General features: G+C 69.7%; 11 protein-coding genes and 1 pseudogene. 8 read left to right on the plus strand and 4 right to left on the minus strand.

The window, feature by feature from the left end; genetic code table 11:
• Window positions 1-47: 47 nt before the first annotated feature.
• Window positions 48-315 (plus strand): annotated as a pseudogene (locus tag ACWGJM_RS05085) (RICIN domain-containing protein); the annotation flags it as partial.
• 10 nt (window positions 316-325) lie between these two features.
• Here ACWGJM_RS05085 and ACWGJM_RS05090 read toward each other — a convergent pair.
• Complete coding sequence (locus ACWGJM_RS05090) at window positions 326-1,612, minus strand: MFS transporter (RefSeq protein ID WP_453410285.1); 1,287 nt, start codon at window positions 1,610-1,612, stop codon at window positions 326-328.
• A 198-nt stretch (window positions 1,613-1,810) separates the two neighbouring features.
• Between ACWGJM_RS05090 and ACWGJM_RS05095 the strand changes: the two genes are divergently transcribed.
• Window positions 1,811-3,229 carry an SMI1/KNR4 family protein gene (locus ACWGJM_RS05095; protein WP_453410286.1) on the plus strand — a complete coding sequence of 473 codons (1,419 nt, stop codon included), beginning with the start codon at window positions 1,811-1,813 and terminating at the stop codon, window positions 3,227-3,229.
• Here ACWGJM_RS05095 and ACWGJM_RS05100 read toward each other — a convergent pair.
• Window positions 3,219-4,136 carry an AraC family transcriptional regulator gene (locus ACWGJM_RS05100; RefSeq protein WP_453410287.1) on the minus strand — a complete coding sequence of 306 codons (918 nt, stop codon included), beginning with the start codon at window positions 4,134-4,136 and terminating at the stop codon, window positions 3,219-3,221. The genes ACWGJM_RS05095 and ACWGJM_RS05100 overlap by 11 nt on opposite strands.
• Window positions 4,137-4,209: 73 nt before the next feature.
• Here ACWGJM_RS05100 and ACWGJM_RS05105 point away from each other — a divergent pair, with 73 nt between their 5' ends.
• Entirely contained in the window at window positions 4,210-5,214 is a 1,005-nt protein-coding gene (locus tag ACWGJM_RS05105) for an oxidoreductase (protein ID WP_453410288.1), read from the plus strand.
• Between the two features lie 43 nt (window positions 5,215-5,257).
• Here the strand turns inward: ACWGJM_RS05105 and htpG are convergent, their stop codons facing one another.
• Window positions 5,258-7,168 carry a molecular chaperone HtpG gene (htpG, locus tag ACWGJM_RS05110; protein ID WP_453410289.1) on the minus strand — a complete coding sequence of 637 codons (1,911 nt, stop codon included), beginning with the start codon at window positions 7,166-7,168 and terminating at the stop codon, window positions 5,258-5,260.
• A gap of 192 nt (window positions 7,169-7,360) precedes the next feature.
• Between htpG and polX the strand changes: the two genes are divergently transcribed.
• Window positions 7,361-9,088: a DNA polymerase/3'-5' exonuclease PolX gene (gene polX / locus ACWGJM_RS05115; RefSeq protein ID WP_453410290.1), complete on the plus strand. Its 1,728-nt coding sequence runs from the start codon at window positions 7,361-7,363 to the stop codon at window positions 9,086-9,088.
• A 19-nt stretch (window positions 9,089-9,107) separates the two neighbouring features.
• Here polX and ACWGJM_RS05120 read toward each other — a convergent pair whose 3' ends face one another.
• On the minus strand, window positions 9,108-11,186 hold the full coding sequence (locus tag ACWGJM_RS05120) for a SpoIIE family protein phosphatase (RefSeq protein WP_453410291.1): 2,079 nt from the start codon (window positions 11,184-11,186) through the stop codon (window positions 9,108-9,110).
• Window positions 11,187-11,342: 156 nt separating this feature from the next.
• On the opposite strand from ACWGJM_RS05120, the gene ACWGJM_RS05125 reads away from it, so the two are divergent.
• The 4 genes from ACWGJM_RS05125 (at window position 11,343) to ACWGJM_RS05140 (ending at window position 15,277) form a co-directional block, all read left to right on the plus strand.
• Complete coding sequence (locus ACWGJM_RS05125) at window positions 11,343-12,437, plus strand: carboxylate-amine ligase (protein WP_453410292.1); 1,095 nt, start codon at window positions 11,343-11,345, stop codon at window positions 12,435-12,437.
• Window positions 12,438-12,469: 32 nt separating this feature from the next.
• Window positions 12,470-13,042 (plus strand): hypothetical protein, encoded by a 573-nt coding sequence (locus ACWGJM_RS05130; protein ID WP_453410653.1) that lies wholly within the window; start codon window positions 12,470-12,472, stop codon window positions 13,040-13,042.
• 166 nt (window positions 13,043-13,208) lie between these two features.
• Complete coding sequence (gene ctaD / locus ACWGJM_RS05135; RefSeq protein WP_453410293.1) at window positions 13,209-14,930, plus strand: aa3-type cytochrome oxidase subunit I; 1,722 nt, start codon at window positions 13,209-13,211, stop codon at window positions 14,928-14,930.
• Window positions 14,927-15,277 carry a cytochrome C oxidase subunit I gene (locus ACWGJM_RS05140; RefSeq protein WP_453410654.1) on the plus strand — a complete coding sequence of 117 codons (351 nt, stop codon included), beginning with the start codon at window positions 14,927-14,929 and terminating at the stop codon, window positions 15,275-15,277. The genes ctaD and ACWGJM_RS05140 overlap by 4 nt, the downstream gene beginning before the upstream one ends.
• The last annotated feature ends 115 nt before the right edge of the window (window positions 15,278-15,392 follow it).

Consider the following 15,392-nt stretch of genomic DNA (forward strand, 5'->3'; position numbering starts at 1 on the left):
GGGGCCTCCTTCGGCGCGGCGTCCACGCTGCTCGTGATCCCCATGGCCACCTCGGCAACGGCGACGTCCCCGACGTCCGCCTGGAGGCTCCCAGCTCGGTGGCCGACACGGACACCGAGTACTGGCACGTGGTGACCGAGCCGAACGGCGGCGTGACGCTGCTCAACAAGTCGGGCGGCCGCGCGGCGGCGATCTGGACGGGCAACGCGACGGCCGGCCAGAAGATCGGCCAGTGGGTCGACAACAGCGCCACCGGCAGCTGGAATTCAGAACGCGGCGACGGACGGCTCCCAGGACTGGAAACTCATCGAATGAGTCCCCGCCTTCAGGCCGTTCCGCTGTGCCCGGCTCCGCCTCCCGTCATCGCTGACTTCGGCAGACGCTGAGCCAGGGCGAGCATGCCTGGAACCGTCAGAAGTGCGAGCGTCGCCAGGACGATCCATGGAGCGGCGCTCGACAGCTCGAACAAGACGGAGAACAGCAGCGGGGCGACGACCGTCGCGATCGCGAAGGAGTACTGGAAGACGGCGATGTACCGCCCCCGTACGTCGGAAGGCGCGGCATCCGCGGACAACGCGTTGGACACGGGAGAATGCACGAGCTGAGCCGCTGAATAGCACAGTACGGCCACGACGAGACACGGGATCCACAGACGACGCGGCATCCAGAGCGGGCCGGCCGTCAGGCATGCCCAGGAAGCCCACAGAACACCGGCCAGGCACAGCGACACGTGCCGCGGCAGTGGCCGGATCAGGCGGACGACCGAGGTCTGGAGCACGGCCTGGACCACCGTGTTCATCGCCAGCAGCGGACCGACCGCCCAGGTCATGGACGGGATCCGGCGGTCGACGAACGGTGGGAAGGCGATGCTCAGCATGACGTTGCACAGCGCGAACGCCGTGTTCAGCCCCACGAGCGCCAGGTATGGACGGTCGGCCCACAGCACCCGGTAACCGCGCCTGCCTCGCTCCGTCCTCCCCCGTTCCTCGGGGCCGGGCCGGGCAGGCAGAGCCGCGCTGCGCGGCACCGCCCGTTCGAGGAGCACGGCGGCCGCCAGCAGCAGACAGGCGCAGGCGCCGATCGCCCCCCGGTACACCGGGCCCGACTTCTCCGACATGGCCACGCCCGCGACGACGGCGCCGACGCCGTAGCCCGCCGCACGCAACGAGCCGATGATGCCGAACCACCGCTCGCGGGAGTGCCCGCCCGGATCACGGTCGGACAGATTGCTGACGAGGGTGAAGGCGGAGGACCAGAAGGCCCGTTGCCCCAGCGACGCGACGGTCGCGGCCACGAGAAGCACACCGCCGTTGCGGACCATGAGGTATCCCAGGAAGCCGGCCGCCTGGAGCAGTTGTGCCACCAGCACGATCGGCTTGGGTCCCAGCCGGTCGACCAGACCACCGATCCACAGCGGCAAGGGCAGGGACAGCACGCCGGCCAGGCTCAGCAGGGTCCCCACCCGCACCAGCGACGCGCCCGAGCTCGCCGACAGGTAGACCAAGGACAACGGGATGAAAAGCCCGGTCACCACGGAGTCGACCATCAGCACGAGGAAGACCGCGACCCCGGTCGTGCCCCGCCCGGCCGCCACCGGCTGAGTGCCCGACAAACCCGCTTCCCGTGCCGGCCGCCGCGATGCCCCGCTCCCCGATCGCGTCAAGAATCCCCCCGGCTGTCGGCCCTCGTGCGTGGCTGCACGTGTTTCCGTGGACAGGGACGGGCAATCACCTGCCGCGCGGACTTTAGCAAGCCCTTACTGCCGCAGGCCTCGGGCTTCGGTGTCAGTGGCTCCCCGTATGGTCTGCGCATGGTTGATCGAAATCCCCCGCCGCCCTCGATACACGACTTCGCGACCTGGGCGCCCGTGCTGCGGCTCCTCCGGGCAGGCGGCGCCGAGGGACAGGCCGCCCCCTCTGCCCGCGTGGCGGGACGCATCGGCCGGCACAGCTGGAGCCTGCCCGTGCGACGGCGGCCGCCGGAGCCCGGTCGTGCTGCCCAGGCCGAGGACATGCAGGACGAGATCGAGGCGGTGGAACGGGTACAGAACGGGCTCGCGGACGCCGGTGTCGACGACATCTCGTTCACGGCGAAGATCTCATCGACCGGGAGGACCTCGCTCCGCCTGCTCGCGCCGAGTCCCGCCGTGGAGCCCGGCATCGGCACCCCGCACCCGGGCGCGCTCATACTGGTCGACGGCGCCCTTCCCCAGCCCTGGCGCTGTCTTCCCCATCCGGTGCCCGATGCGGTGCCGGCTCCTTCGGCGGATCTGGGACTGCTGGAGCGGACGCTCCGTGAGCGGTTGCCCAAGGCCGTCGGCGCGACGGAGACGGAGATCGCCGCCGCGGAAGCGCGCCTGGGCGTCACGCTGCCCGAGGAGCTCAAGGTGCTCTACAGGGTGACACGGTCGCGGTGGGAGGACTGGGGCGACGACCACGAGGCAGCGCAGCGGGAATGCACGGCGGTCGGCTGCGAGCTCTTCTCGCTGGACGACCTGTACATCGCCGACGCGTCGTCCCGGCACTGCCGTTGGGAGTTCGCGGCGATGGAAGCGGTCGTCACCCCACCCGACGCCGCGGTGCAGGGCCTGGTCGGCTCACCCGGCTGGATCGCCTTCGGGGACAACGGCGGTGGCGACCGGCTGGCGGTCGATCTGACACCCGGCCCGCGTGGACACAAGGGGCAGATCATCATGCTCAGCCACGAGGAGAACGTCGGCGCCGAACTGATCGCCGACTCACTGACCGACCTGGTGATGAACCGGCACAGCGAGCGACGCGGCGGATCGGGCGCGGACCGGCCGCCGGCGGTGGCGCACGTCAACATCCGAAGCCTGCCGAGCATCGAGGCGGCCGCGCACCCTGGCCTGGAGGTCCTGTCCATCGGCGTGTGGGACGCCGAGCCGCTCAGCCTCGCCCCCGTCACCGAACTGCCCCGTCTGCGGACCCTCACCGCGTACCCGGGCACGCTCGCCGATCCTCTCCAGATCGCAGAACTCACCGAGCTGGAGTTCCTGGAGCTCGGTCCCGAGGAATGGCGTGTCCTCCTCGACGCGGGAGCCGTCCCGCGAAGCCTGTCGGCCGCCGCCATCACGGTGCACGGCGACCAGGAGCCCCTGCCGATCGTGGCCATCGCCAACGAGCTCCTGGCCCTCTGGGACCGCCCGCAGATCATCCAAACCGTCCTCGAGGGCGACCTCGGCCCCCTGCCTCAGCGGCTCAGTTCCTGACCGTCTCCCGGTAGCGGCGGGGCGCGAGGCCGACCGTGCGTTTGAAGGCGTTGCTGAAGGCGCTCTCGGAGGTGTAGCCGACCGAGCGGGCCAGTGCGGCGACCGGCGTGGAGTCCTCTCTGAGAGCGCGGGCGGCCAGGCTCATGCGCCAGTTCTGGAGGTAGGTGAGGGGCGGTACCCCGGCGGCCTCCCTGAAGCGCACCGCGAAGGTGGTCCGGGACATCGCCGCGGCCCGGGCCAGTTCCGCCAGCTGCCAGGGGTGTGCCGGGTCGGCGTGCATCAGGCGCAGCGCCGGAGCCAGCCGCTCGTCCGCCAGCGCCCGCAGCCAGCCGGGCGGCAGTTCCGCGGCCTCGCTGAGGCAGGCCCGAAGCACCTGGACGAACATCAGCTGGGCCAGGTGCTCGGAGCTGAAGGCGGAACCGGCCCGGCCGCCGGTCGTCTCCGCGATGAGCCGGCCGGTGAGCCAGCGCAGCACCGGCGCCTCGGCCGTGCCCGACCGCACGTGGATCAGCTCGGGCAGAGCCCGGCGCAGCAGGTCGCCGCCGTCCCGGCTGACGTCGATGTGCCCGGAGACGCACACCACCTCCGCTCCCCCGCCGAGCGTGCCCATTCCGGTGTGCCGGTCGACGGCGACCTCCGCCGGGTCCACGGGCACCAGTCCGGGTTCGCTGCACAGAACGTACGAACGCCGCCCGTCGGAGACCACGACGTCTCCCTCGGACAGGACGATCGGTTCGGCTCCGCCCTCGGCGATGAACAGGCAACTGCCCCGTGCGAGGACGTTGACCTTCAGCTTGTCGCGCCCGCGCAGCCGGATCGCCCACCGGCCGCCCGCGGTGAAGCCGCCCGAGAGCACCGAGCGCGCGTCCGCGACGGCGAGGGCGTCGGAGAGGGGATCGGTGGACATGGTTGAACTGTCGCGCAAGTAAGGCGCACGTTCAAGCATTCATCGTACGGAACGCCGGATCTACGGTGGGTTCATGGCGTACGACGAGGAGACACCCACCATGACCACCCCACAGCGGCCTCTGCACTCCGGCTTCGGTGCCGCGTCCACCGCCGAGGAGGTGATCGAGGGCATCGACCTGACCGGCAAGGTGGCGATCATCACCGGCGGCTACTCGGGCATCGGCCTGGAGACGAGCCGTGTCCTGCGGGCGGCGGGCGCCGAGGTCGTCGTACCGGCCAGGGATCCGGAGCGGGCCCGCACCGCGCTGAAGGGGCTGGATGGCGTCGAGGTCGCGCCGATGGACCTGATCGACCGGGCGTCCGTCGACGCCTTCGCCGAGACGTTCCTGGCATCCGGGCGCCCGCTGCACATCCTGGTCGCCAACGCCGGGATCATGGCCACTCCGCTGACGCGGGACGCGCGTGGCTACGAGGCGCAGTTCGCGACGAACCATCTCGGGCACTTCCGGCTGACGGCCCGGCTGTGGGCCGCCCTGGTGGCGGCCGGCGGGGCGCGGGTGGTGGCGCTCTCCTCGCGGGGCCACCGCTTCTCCCCCGTCGTCTTCGAGGACCTGCACTTCGAACACCGGCCCTACGACCCGTTCCTGGCCTACGGGCAGTCGAAGACGGCCAATGTGCTCTTCGCCGCCGAGCTGGACCGGCGGGGGATGTCTCAGGGGGTGCGCGCCTTCTCGTTGCATCCCGGCCGCATCGTCGACACCGGCCTCGCGAAGCACCTCGCCGAGGACGCCCTGCTGGCTGCGGGCGCCGTCGACGCGGAGGGCCGCCCGGTGCGGGATCCCACCCGCCAGATGAAGACGATCGAGCAGGGTGCGGCCACGAGTGTCTGGTGCGCCACCAGTGAGCTGCTCTCCGGGCGGGGCGGGGTCTACTGCGAGAACGTCGACATCAGCCCGTTGGTCGAGGACGAGGCGGTCTGGCGGGCCGACGAGGCGGCTCCCGGCGTGCTGCCGTACGCGGTCGCCCGCGAGGCGGCGGCGCGGTTGTGGGAGGTGAGCGAACGGCTCACCGACTGACCGCGGCCACCGCCCGGCGTCCTCGATGCCTGGCGGAGCCGCCTTACAGCGCGCGTTCCAGGCGGTCCGCCATCAGCTTGACGAAACGAGCCGGTTCCTTGGGCTGACCGCCCTCGGCGAGCACCGCCAGGCCGTGCAGGAGCTCGGCGGTCTCGGCGAGTTCCGTGTGGTCCTCGCGCTCCTTGTACGCCTGGTTGAGGCCCTTGACCAGCCGGTGGTCCGGGTTGAGCTCCAGGATCCGCTTGGCGCGGGGCACCTCCTGTCCCATCGCGCGGTACATGTTCTCCAGGGCCGGGGTCAGGTCGTGCGCGTCGGAGACGACGCAGGCCGGGGAGACGGTGAGGCGGGAGGACAGGCGCACCTCCTTGATGTCCTCGTCCAGTTGCTCCTTCATCCAGCCGAGCAGCCCGGCGTACTCCTCGGTCCGCTTCTCCCGCTCGCCGTCGGTGGTGTCCTCGTCCTCGGCGTCGAGGTCGATCTGCCCCTTGGCGACGGACCGCAGCTTCTTGCCCTCGTACTCGCCGACGGCGTCGGCCCACACCTCGTCGACGGGGTCTGTGAGCAGCAGCACCTCGATGCCCCGGTCCCGGAACGCCTCCATGTGGGGGGAGTTCTCGATGCTCTGCCGGGACTCGCCGGTCAGGTAGTAGATGTCGTCCTGCCCGTCCTTCATCCGCTCCACGTAACTCTTGAGCGTGGTCGGCTCGGTGTCGTGGTGCGTGCTCGCGAACGACGCGACGGCGAGGATGGCGTCGCGGTTCTCCGAGTCGGTGACCAGTCCTTCCTTCAGGACCGCGCCGAACTCCCGCCAGAACGTGGCGTAGCGGTCCTGGTCCTTGGTCGTCATCTCCTTGACCGTGGACAGGACCTTCTTCGTCAGCCGTCGCCGCATCATCTCGATGTGGCGGTCCTGCTGGAGGATCTCGCGGGACACGTTGAGCGAGAGGTCCGCCGCGTCGACGACGCCCTTGACGAAGCGGAGGTACGGCGGCAGCAGCGCCTCGCAGTCGTCCATGATGAACACGCGCTTGACGTACAGCTGCACGCCGCGCTTGGAGTCCCGCGTGAACAGGTCATGGGGAGCGTGCGCGGGGAGGAACAGCAGGGCCTGGTACTCGAAGGTGCCCTCCGCCTGGAGCCGGATCGTCTCCAGCGGGTCACGCCAGTCGTGGCCGATGTGCTTGTACAGCTCGTGGTACTCGTCGTCGGACACCTCGTCGCGTGGCCGTGCCCACAGCGCCTTCATGGAGTTGAGCGTCTCGGCCTGTGGTGCCTCGTCGCTCTCGTCGGCCGCGGCGGAGTCCTCGGGCACCATCCGGATGGGCCAGGTGATGAAGTCCGAGTACCGCTTGATGATCTCCCTGATCTTCCACGGGGAGGTGTAGTCGTGGAGCTGGTTCTCCGGGTCGGCCGGCTTGAGGTGGAGCGTGACCGAGGTGCCCTGCGGCGCGTCGTCGGCCGTCTCCAGCGTGTACGTGCCCTCGCCGCGCGAGGTCCAGCGGGTGCCCTGGCTCTCACCGGCTCGGCGGGTCAGCAGGGTGACCTCGTCCGCCACCATGAAGCCGGAGTAGAACCCGACGCCGAACTGGCCGATGAGCCCCTCCTCCCCGGCCGCGTCCTTGGCCTCCCGCAGCTCCTGGAGGAACTCCGCGGTGCCCGAGTTGGCGATCGTGCCGATGAGCCGCCCGACCTCGTCGTACGACATCCCGACACCGTTGTCCCGCACGGTCAGGGTGCGGGCGTCCTTGTCGACGTCGATCTCGATGTGCAGATCGGACACATCGGCGTCGAGCGAGTCATCCCACAGCTTCTCGAGGCGCAGCTTGTCCAGTGCGTCGGAGGCGTTGGAGACGAGCTCCCGCAAGAAGACGTCCTTGTTCGAGTAGACCGAGTGGATCATCAGCTGCAACAGCTGACGGGCCTCCACCTGAAACTCAAACGTTTCGGTCGGCATGTTCGCGCATACCTCTCAGGTTCATCGCCGGAACTGGTGGAAGCCACTGTAAAACACCACGTCAGAGCAGTGGCCGGATACGGGATCCGGTGGCTGGATCCGTTTGGTAGGCGTGGGCTCGGTGATGCCGGCCGTACGAACGCCCCGCCCCGGCCCCGCGTCGTCTCTCGCCGAGCTCCTAGACTGTGAGACGTGGTCCGACCCAACGAGGAGGTCGAGGCACTCCTTCAGGAGTACGCGGACCTCATCGCCATCACCGGAGGCGACGCGTTCAAGGCGCGCGCCTACGAAAAGGCCGCCCGTGCGATCGCCGGCCACCCCGCCGATGTCTCCCGCCTCGACGTCGCGGGTCTGAAAGAGATCCCGGGCGTGGGAAAGTCCATCGCCGAGAAAGTCGTCGAGTACTTCCGGACCGGCCATGTCACGGTGGTCGAGGAGACGCGGGCCCAGATTCCGGCAGGGGTGCGGCAGCTGATCACCATCCCCACACTCGGCCCCAAGAAGGCGATGGCACTCTACGAGGACCTGCACATCTCCTCGGTGAGCGAACTGGCCGACGCCATCAGGGCGGAGAAGCTGCGCGACCTGAAGGGCTTCGGAGAGAAGACCGAGGAGAACATCCTGCACGGCCTCGCCCTGATGCAGCAGGCAGGAGGGCGAATCCCGCTGAGCACCGCCATGGAGTCCGCCGAGGACATCGTCGCGGAACTCTCCCGGCTCACCGGATGTGAGCACTGCGCATACGCCGGATCGCTGCGCCGTATGAGGGAGACCATCGGCGACATCGACATCCTCGTCGCCGCCGACCGGTCGGCCCCCTTCATGGACGCCCTGACCGAACTGCCCTCCACCGCCGAGGTCATCGCACACGGCCAGAAGAAGACCTCGATCCGTACCGTCAAAGGCGTCCAGGTCGACCTGCGCGTGGTGCGGCCGGACGCTTGGGGCGCCGGAATGCAGTACTTCACCGGCTCGAAGGCGCACAACATCCGTACCCGCACCATCGCCGTCCATCTGGGGCTGAAGCTCTCCGAGTACGGGCTGTTCGAAGCCGAGGGCGGAAAGCGGGTCGCCTCCCGGTCCGAGGACGAGGTGTACGCCAGACTCGGCCTGCCATGGATCCCGCCCACGCTGCGCGAGGACCGGGGAGAGATCGAGGCCGGCCTGCGTGGCGAGCTGCCCCCGGTCGTGACCGAGGGCGACATCAAGGGTGACCTGCATACCCACACCGACCTCACCGACGGCCTCGCCCCGCTGGAGGAGCTGGTGGCGGCGGCCGCCGAGCGGGGCTACGCGTACTACGCGGTCACCGACCACGCACCGAACCTGTACATGCAGCGCATGACCGACGAGAAGATCCTCGCCCAGCGCGAGCACGTGCGGTCACTGGACGGCCATCACCGCGGGATGCGGCTGTTGCACGGCACCGAGCTCAACATCGGTCCCGGAGGGGAGGTGGACTGGCCCGACGAGTTCCTCGATGGCTTCGACATGTGCGTGGCCTCGGTGCACTCCCACTTCAACCTCGGCCGGAAGGCGATGACCCGTCGGATCGTACGCGCTTGCGAGAACCCCCACGTCAACATCATCGGACACCCGACCACCCGCCTGATCGGCAAACGGCCGGGCGTCGACGCCGACCTCGACGAGGTGTTCGCCGCCTGCGCCCGCACCGGCACGGCTCTGGAGATCAACGCCCAGCCCGACCGCCTCGACCTGGGTGACGAGGACATCCTCCGCGCCAGGAGTCGCGGGGCGAAGTTCGCCATCGACACCGACGCCCACTCGATCCCCCAGCTCGCGTACCTCCGCTACGGAATCGGCATGGCACAACGCGGATGGCTCACACCGGAGGATGTGATCAACACGTGGCCGCTGCGGCGGCTGCGCCGGTTCCTGCGCAAGGACGGGACGGCCTGACGCCGCGCCGCCGAGGGTCTCAGGACCCGAGCCCGGTCGTACAGGCGATGAGCAGCGCGACGTCGTCATGGCTGTCCGGGTGCCGGAGCTGCCGCAGGAGGCGGTCGCAGATCTCCTCCGCCGAGGAGTACGGCGGTGACAGCAGTCGCAGGAGGTCGTTCAGGCGTTCGTCGATGGGGTCGTTGCGGGTTTCGACCAGCCCGTCGGTGTACAGGACCAGTTGATCACCGGGATTCAGGTCCAGCACGGTGGTCTCGAACGGGACGCCGCCGACTCCCAGCGGGGTGCCGGTGGGCAGGTCGAGGAGTTCTGGTGGCCGGCCTGCCCGCATGAGGACCGGCGGCAGATGGCCGGCGGAGGCCACGTGCAAGCGGCAGTCGTGCGGGTCGTACACCGCGTAGACGCAGGTGGCGAAGTAGGGATCCAGGCCGAGAGTGATCTTGTCTAGGTGGGTGAGGATCCGGGAGGGGTCGAGGTCGAGGTCGGCGAGGGTGGAGGTGGCGGTGCGCAGCCGGCCCATGGTGGTGGCGGCAGGGATACCGCTGCCCATGACGTCGCCCACCGTGAGGGCGGTGCGGTCGCCGTCCAGGGGGATGACGTCGTACCAGTCGCCTCCGACCTCGCTGAAGGCCTGCGCGGGCCGGTACCGGGCGGCGACCTCGAGACCGGGGTGGCAGGGCGAGAGCCGGGGAAGCAGGCTGCGCTGGAGGGTCTCCGCGGCGCTGCGGATGTGCTGGTGCAAGACGGCGTTGTCGATGCTCAGCGCGGCGGACGAGGCCAGTTCGCAGGCGAGGGCGAGGTCGTACTCGTCGAACGGCTGGGGGTTGCGGGCTCGGGCCAGATCCATGACACCGATGACCCGATCCCGGGCGATGAGGGGGACTGCCATGTCGGTGTGGACACCGGCCTCGGCGAGCAGCCGGGCGGCGTCGGGGTCGGCGGCGACACGGATGAGGTCGTCGCGGTCCAGGTGGGTGAGCAGGATGGGACGGCGGGTGCGGATGCAATGGGCCGCCGGATGGTCGGCATGGTACGTGGCGAGGCGGCCGGGCGAGACGATCGCTTGAGCGGCGTCGGTGGGATAGGCGGTCTTCAGCGCCAGGGCGCGGAACAGGGCAGGCTCTGCGCCCAGGTCCGGGCGGCCCGTCTGCAGGACGGAGTCCAGGAGGTCCACCGCGACCATGTCGGCCAGGTCGGGCACGACGACGTCAGCCAGTTCCTGTGCTGTCCGCTCCACCTCCAGGGTGGTGCCGATACGGGCCGAGCCGTTCGCCACCAGGCGCAGGCGCTGCTGGGCCCGGTCGGCTCTCCTGGCTTCCTGATACCGGTCGGTGACGTCGACCACCACGTTGGCGATGCCGAGCACGTGCCCGCGGTGGTCCTCCAGCCGGTAGAGCGACACCGCCCAAGCGTGGTCCTCGTCGGGCCCGGCGGCTGTGCGGCCCACCATCTGCTGGTCCACCACGGGAACGCCGCCGGCCAGAACCTGCCGCATCGCGGTTTCCGCACTCGCAAAAGGCTCAGCGGGCAGGACCTCCCGGAACCTCCGGCCGACGTGGTCGGTCTCGGGAAGTCCGTGCATGGCCGCCAGGGCGGGGTTGACGGCCAGATACCGCAGGTCGGTGTCCAGGACGGCCAGTCCGATCGGTGCCTGGGTGACCAGCCGGGTGGACAGGGCCACCTTGCGTTCCAGCTGCCGCAGCGTGGACCGGTCGGTGGCCAGCCCCAGGGCGTAGTGCTCGCCGGTGTTGTCCGTCAGCCGCATGTTGCGGAACTCGATCATCCGGGTGCTGCCGTCCTTGTGCCGGACGGGGAACGCCCCCTCCCAGCCCCGGCCGGTCTCCATCACCTGGGCGAACAGCCTGATCGCCGCCTCCTGGTGTTCGGGGTGCAGGAGCAGCGGCGCCGCGTACTGCCCGACCGCCTCGTCGCCGCGATAGCCGAACAGTTCCTCGGCCTGCGGGCTCCACATGTCGATCCGGCCGTCGGCCTCCAGCAGCACCGCGGCGACACCCAGCAGATCCAGCAACCCACTCGGGCCCGACGCCCCGTCCTCCGGGTGATCGGCCCACTCCGGGCGCTGCTCCGCTCGGCTCATCGCCCTCACTCCTTCCGCCGACCGGCCCAAGGGTGTCTTTCTCCACCATTACCGGCATCCGACTTTTAGGCAGGTTTTGCCATGAAACGGACGCGGCACTCGGATCGTCCAACGGGCGTGCACCCCTTCCCCGAGGTGCGGAACAGAGGGTGACCGATGACGACGATCGGTGTGGAAGAGGAGTACCTGCTGCTCGACCAGGTCACGGGCCTGCCCGTGTCCCGGGCGGACAAGGTGCGCGTCGATGCCGGCCTGGCGTCTGTCACGGCCGACCGGGAGGTGCAGTGCGAGCTGCTCCAGGCGCAGGTCGAGGCGGCCACGCCGGTGTGCGTCACCTTGGAGGAGGTCGGCGGGCATCTGCTGCGCCTGCGGCACGCCGTCGGGGCGGCCGCCGAGGCACACGGGTGCCGCATCGCGGCCTGTGGGACACCGCCGCTGCGCCATGGCCGTCCGGTGGCCGTCACCGACCGGGCCCGGTACCGGGCCATGGCCGTGCAGGCGCCGCAGCTGGTGGTGGAGCAGCTGGTCAACGGCATGCACGTGCACGTCGCCGTGCCCAGCCGTGAGGCCGGCGTGAAGGTCCTCAACCGGATCCGGGTCTGGCTGCCGACGCTGACGGCGATGTCGGCGAACTCGCCACTGTGGGACGGCCATGACACCGGCTTCGCCAGCTGGCGCACCGTGATCTTCAACCGCTGGCCGGTGAGCGGCGTGCCTCCGCTGTTCCGCGACGCCGCGGACTACGACCGACGGGTGCTTCAGCTCCTGGAGAGCGGCCTGATCTCCGACACCGGTCAGCTGTACTGGCAGGCTCGCCTGTCGGATCGGTACCCCACTCTCGAAGTGCGGTGCCTGGACGTTCAGCTGCGCGCGGATCAGGCGGTCATGTTCGCCGGGATCGTACGGGCCCTTGTGGAGATCGCCCTCGCGGACGCGGCCGTGGGGGCTCCCGTTCCGGACTGCGCCCCGGAGCTGCTCCAGGCCGCGATGTGGCACGCGGCCCGCCACGGTCTGAGCAACACCTTGATCGATCCTGGCGGCGGCCGGCGCCGTGCCGGCGACGTGCTGTACGAGCTTCAGCGGCACATCACTCCCGCACTCGACACAGCCGGCGACACCCGGCAGGTCACGGCCCTGATGCACCGGCTCTTGCAGCTCGGAACCGGGGCCGACCAGCAGCGCGCCGCCCTCCGCGAAGGAGGACTGCGGGCAGTCGCCGACCTGATCGGCGGCGAAAGCAGCACGCCGTGACCCGGCTGCGCTTCGACGGCTGGATCGCGGGTATGGGCACGACCTCCGGAACCCGTATCGTCCTCGGCAGCTGGCTGCGTTCGCCGTTCGGGCCGTTCAGCGACGTGATGCTCGAACGGGCCGACGGAACCCGGCTGCTGCTCGCCCCCACGCGGAAGACGGCGGACTTCATCAGCGGCACCTACGCCTTCGACACCGTACGTGTCGTCCCGGTCGACGTGCGCGTCGTGGACGGCGGGTGGATCGTCACCGCGGGAACGCTCGGCCTGCGCTTCACCACCGGCCGTCGAGGGCTCCTCGGGCTGCTGTTGCGTGCCGTCCCCACCGCGCTCGCCCGCCTTCCGGCATGGTGCGCGCTGACGGACCGGCCCGCGCGCATACTGCTGTCCGGCGTGCGCACGCGCGGAAGCGCCGGTGACGGGCGCCGCGAGTCGTACGGCGCGCGGGACCTGCGCCCGATCCGCGCCGTGTCCGCGGTGTTCGAGGGCCAAGACCTCGGTGCGGCCGCGCCCGTCGAACCGCCCGTGCGCTTCGGATTCGGCTCGGTGCCGCGGAAACCCACCATGACCCGGGTCACGACGACGGTGACGCTCGGCCCGGCGTGAGGGCCCCGGGCGGGCTCCCGCACGCAGCTCCATTTGGGGGTATCCGTCATTCGATCGGCCGCACGTCGGCCGATCTGGGTACTGCGCCCGGCCCCCGTACGGCCAGGATGGCGGGTGACTGACGCCAAGCGCCGCCGGGCGGCGAGTATCGGGAGACGGACGAGTTGTGAGCATCCTCAACGAACCCCAGGGTGTCCCGACGGCTGAGGACTCGTACCAGAACGAGCTGCCGGTGAGGCGCAAACGACCCGGCGATGTCGTGGTGAAGTGGCTGACGACCACCGACCACAAGACGATCGGCACGCTGTATCTGACGACGTCGTTCGCGTTCTTCCTCATCGGCGGTGTCATGGCGCTGCTCATGCGCGCCGAGCTGGCCCAGCCGGGCCTTCAGATCCTCTCGAACGAGCAGTTCAACCAGGCGTTCACGATGCACGGCACGATCATGCTGCTGATGTTCGCGACGCCGCTGTTCGCCGGTTTCACGAACTGGATCATGCCGCTCCAGATCGGCGCGCCCGACGTGGCGTTCCCACGGCTGAACATGTTCGCCTACTGGCTGTACCTCTTCGGCTCGTCCATCGCCGTCGGCGGTTTCCTCACTCCGCAGGGTGCGGCCGACTTCGGCTGGTTCGCCTACACCCCGCTGTCGGACGCGATCCGCACCCCCGGCGTCGGCGCCGACATGTGGATCATGGGCCTCGCCTTCTCCGGCTTCGGCACCATCCTCGGCGCCGTCAACTTCATCACCACGATCATCTGCATGCGCGCCCCGGGCATGACCATGTTCCGCATGCCGATCTTCACCTGGAACGTGCTGCTGACCGGCGTCCTGGTCCTGCTGGCCTTCCCGGTCCTGGCCGCCGCCCTGTTCGCCCTGGAGGCGGACCGCAAGTTCGGCGCCCACGTGTACGACGCCGCCAACGGCGGCCCGATCCTGTGGCAACACCTCTTCTGGTTCTTCGGCCATCCGGAGGTGTACATCATCGCCCTGCCGTTCTTCGGCATCGTCACGGAGATCATCCCGGTCTTCGCCCGCAAGCCGATCTTCGGCTTCATGGGACTCGTCGCCGCGACGATCTCGATCGCCGGTCTGTCCGTCACCGTGTGGGCGCACCACATGTTCGTCACCGGCGCGGTGCTGCTGCCGTTCTTCTCCTTCATGACCTTCCTGATCGCCGTACCCACCGGTGTGAAGTTCTTCAACTGGATCGGCACGATGTGGAAGGGCAGTCTTTCCTTCGAGACGCCGATGCTGTGGGCGACCGGCTTCCTCGTCACCTTCCTCTTCGGTGGTCTGACCGGCGTCATCCTGGCATCACCGCCGATGGACTTCGAGGTGTCCGACTCCTACTTCGTGGTGGCCCACTTCCACTACGTCGTCTTCGGTACGGTCGTGTTCGCGATGTTCGCCGGATTCCACTTCTGGTGGCCGAAGTTCACCGGCAAGATGCTGGACGAGCGCCTCGGCAAGATCACCTTCTGGACGCTGTTCGTCGGCTTCCACACCACCTTCCTGATCCAGCACTGGCTGGGCGCCGAGGGCATGCCGCGCCGGTACGCGGACTACCTGGCGGCCGACGGCTTCACCGCCCTGAACACGGTCTCGACGATCGGCTCGTTCGTGCTCGGACTGTCGATGCTGCCGTTCCTCTACAACGTGTGGAAGACGGCCAGGTACGGCAAGCCGGTCGGCGTCGACGACCCGTGGGGCTACGGCCGTTCGCTCGAGTGGGCGACCTCCTGCCCGCCGCCGCGCCACAACTTCGTCACCCTGCCGCGGATCCGGAGCGAGTCCCCGGCGTTCGACCTGCACCACCCCGACATCGCGATGACGGAACAGGAGGCCGGCGGAGCCCGGACCACGATCGACCGAGGGCACGGGTGAGCGGTCCGCCGCGGCCGCAGCCCGGAGCCGGCGGGGATCTCGGCAACGAGGTGGAGGGATACCTGCTGTGGCAGGCCAGGATCTCGGAGGCGGAGCAGCGGGCGCGGGAGTTCACCCGTCCCCTGGAATGGCTGACGACGGCGCAACGTGAGGACGTCGAGCGGCGGTACGTCGCCGACAGCCTGCACCGCGCCCGTGCGGACCTCGAACGGGTCGCGGCCCGGTGCGTGTCGCTGCGCGCCGAGTACGAGCGCCGCTACCAGGTGCTGCGGCGGCGGTGCGTAGGCATGGTGCTCGCCGTGTGCGCCGGCTTCACCACCGTGGCCACGCTGCTGCTCATCCTCTGACCCGGCCATCGCCTCACCGGCACCGCCGGTCAGACGGCCGATGATGGTGAGTACGCGCAGGAGGGCGGGAGGAACGGCGGCCAGAACGATGTCGGCGTCGTCGGCCTCGGCCTGG

It is taken from the genome of Streptomyces sp. NPDC054834, from assembly GCF_053611185.1.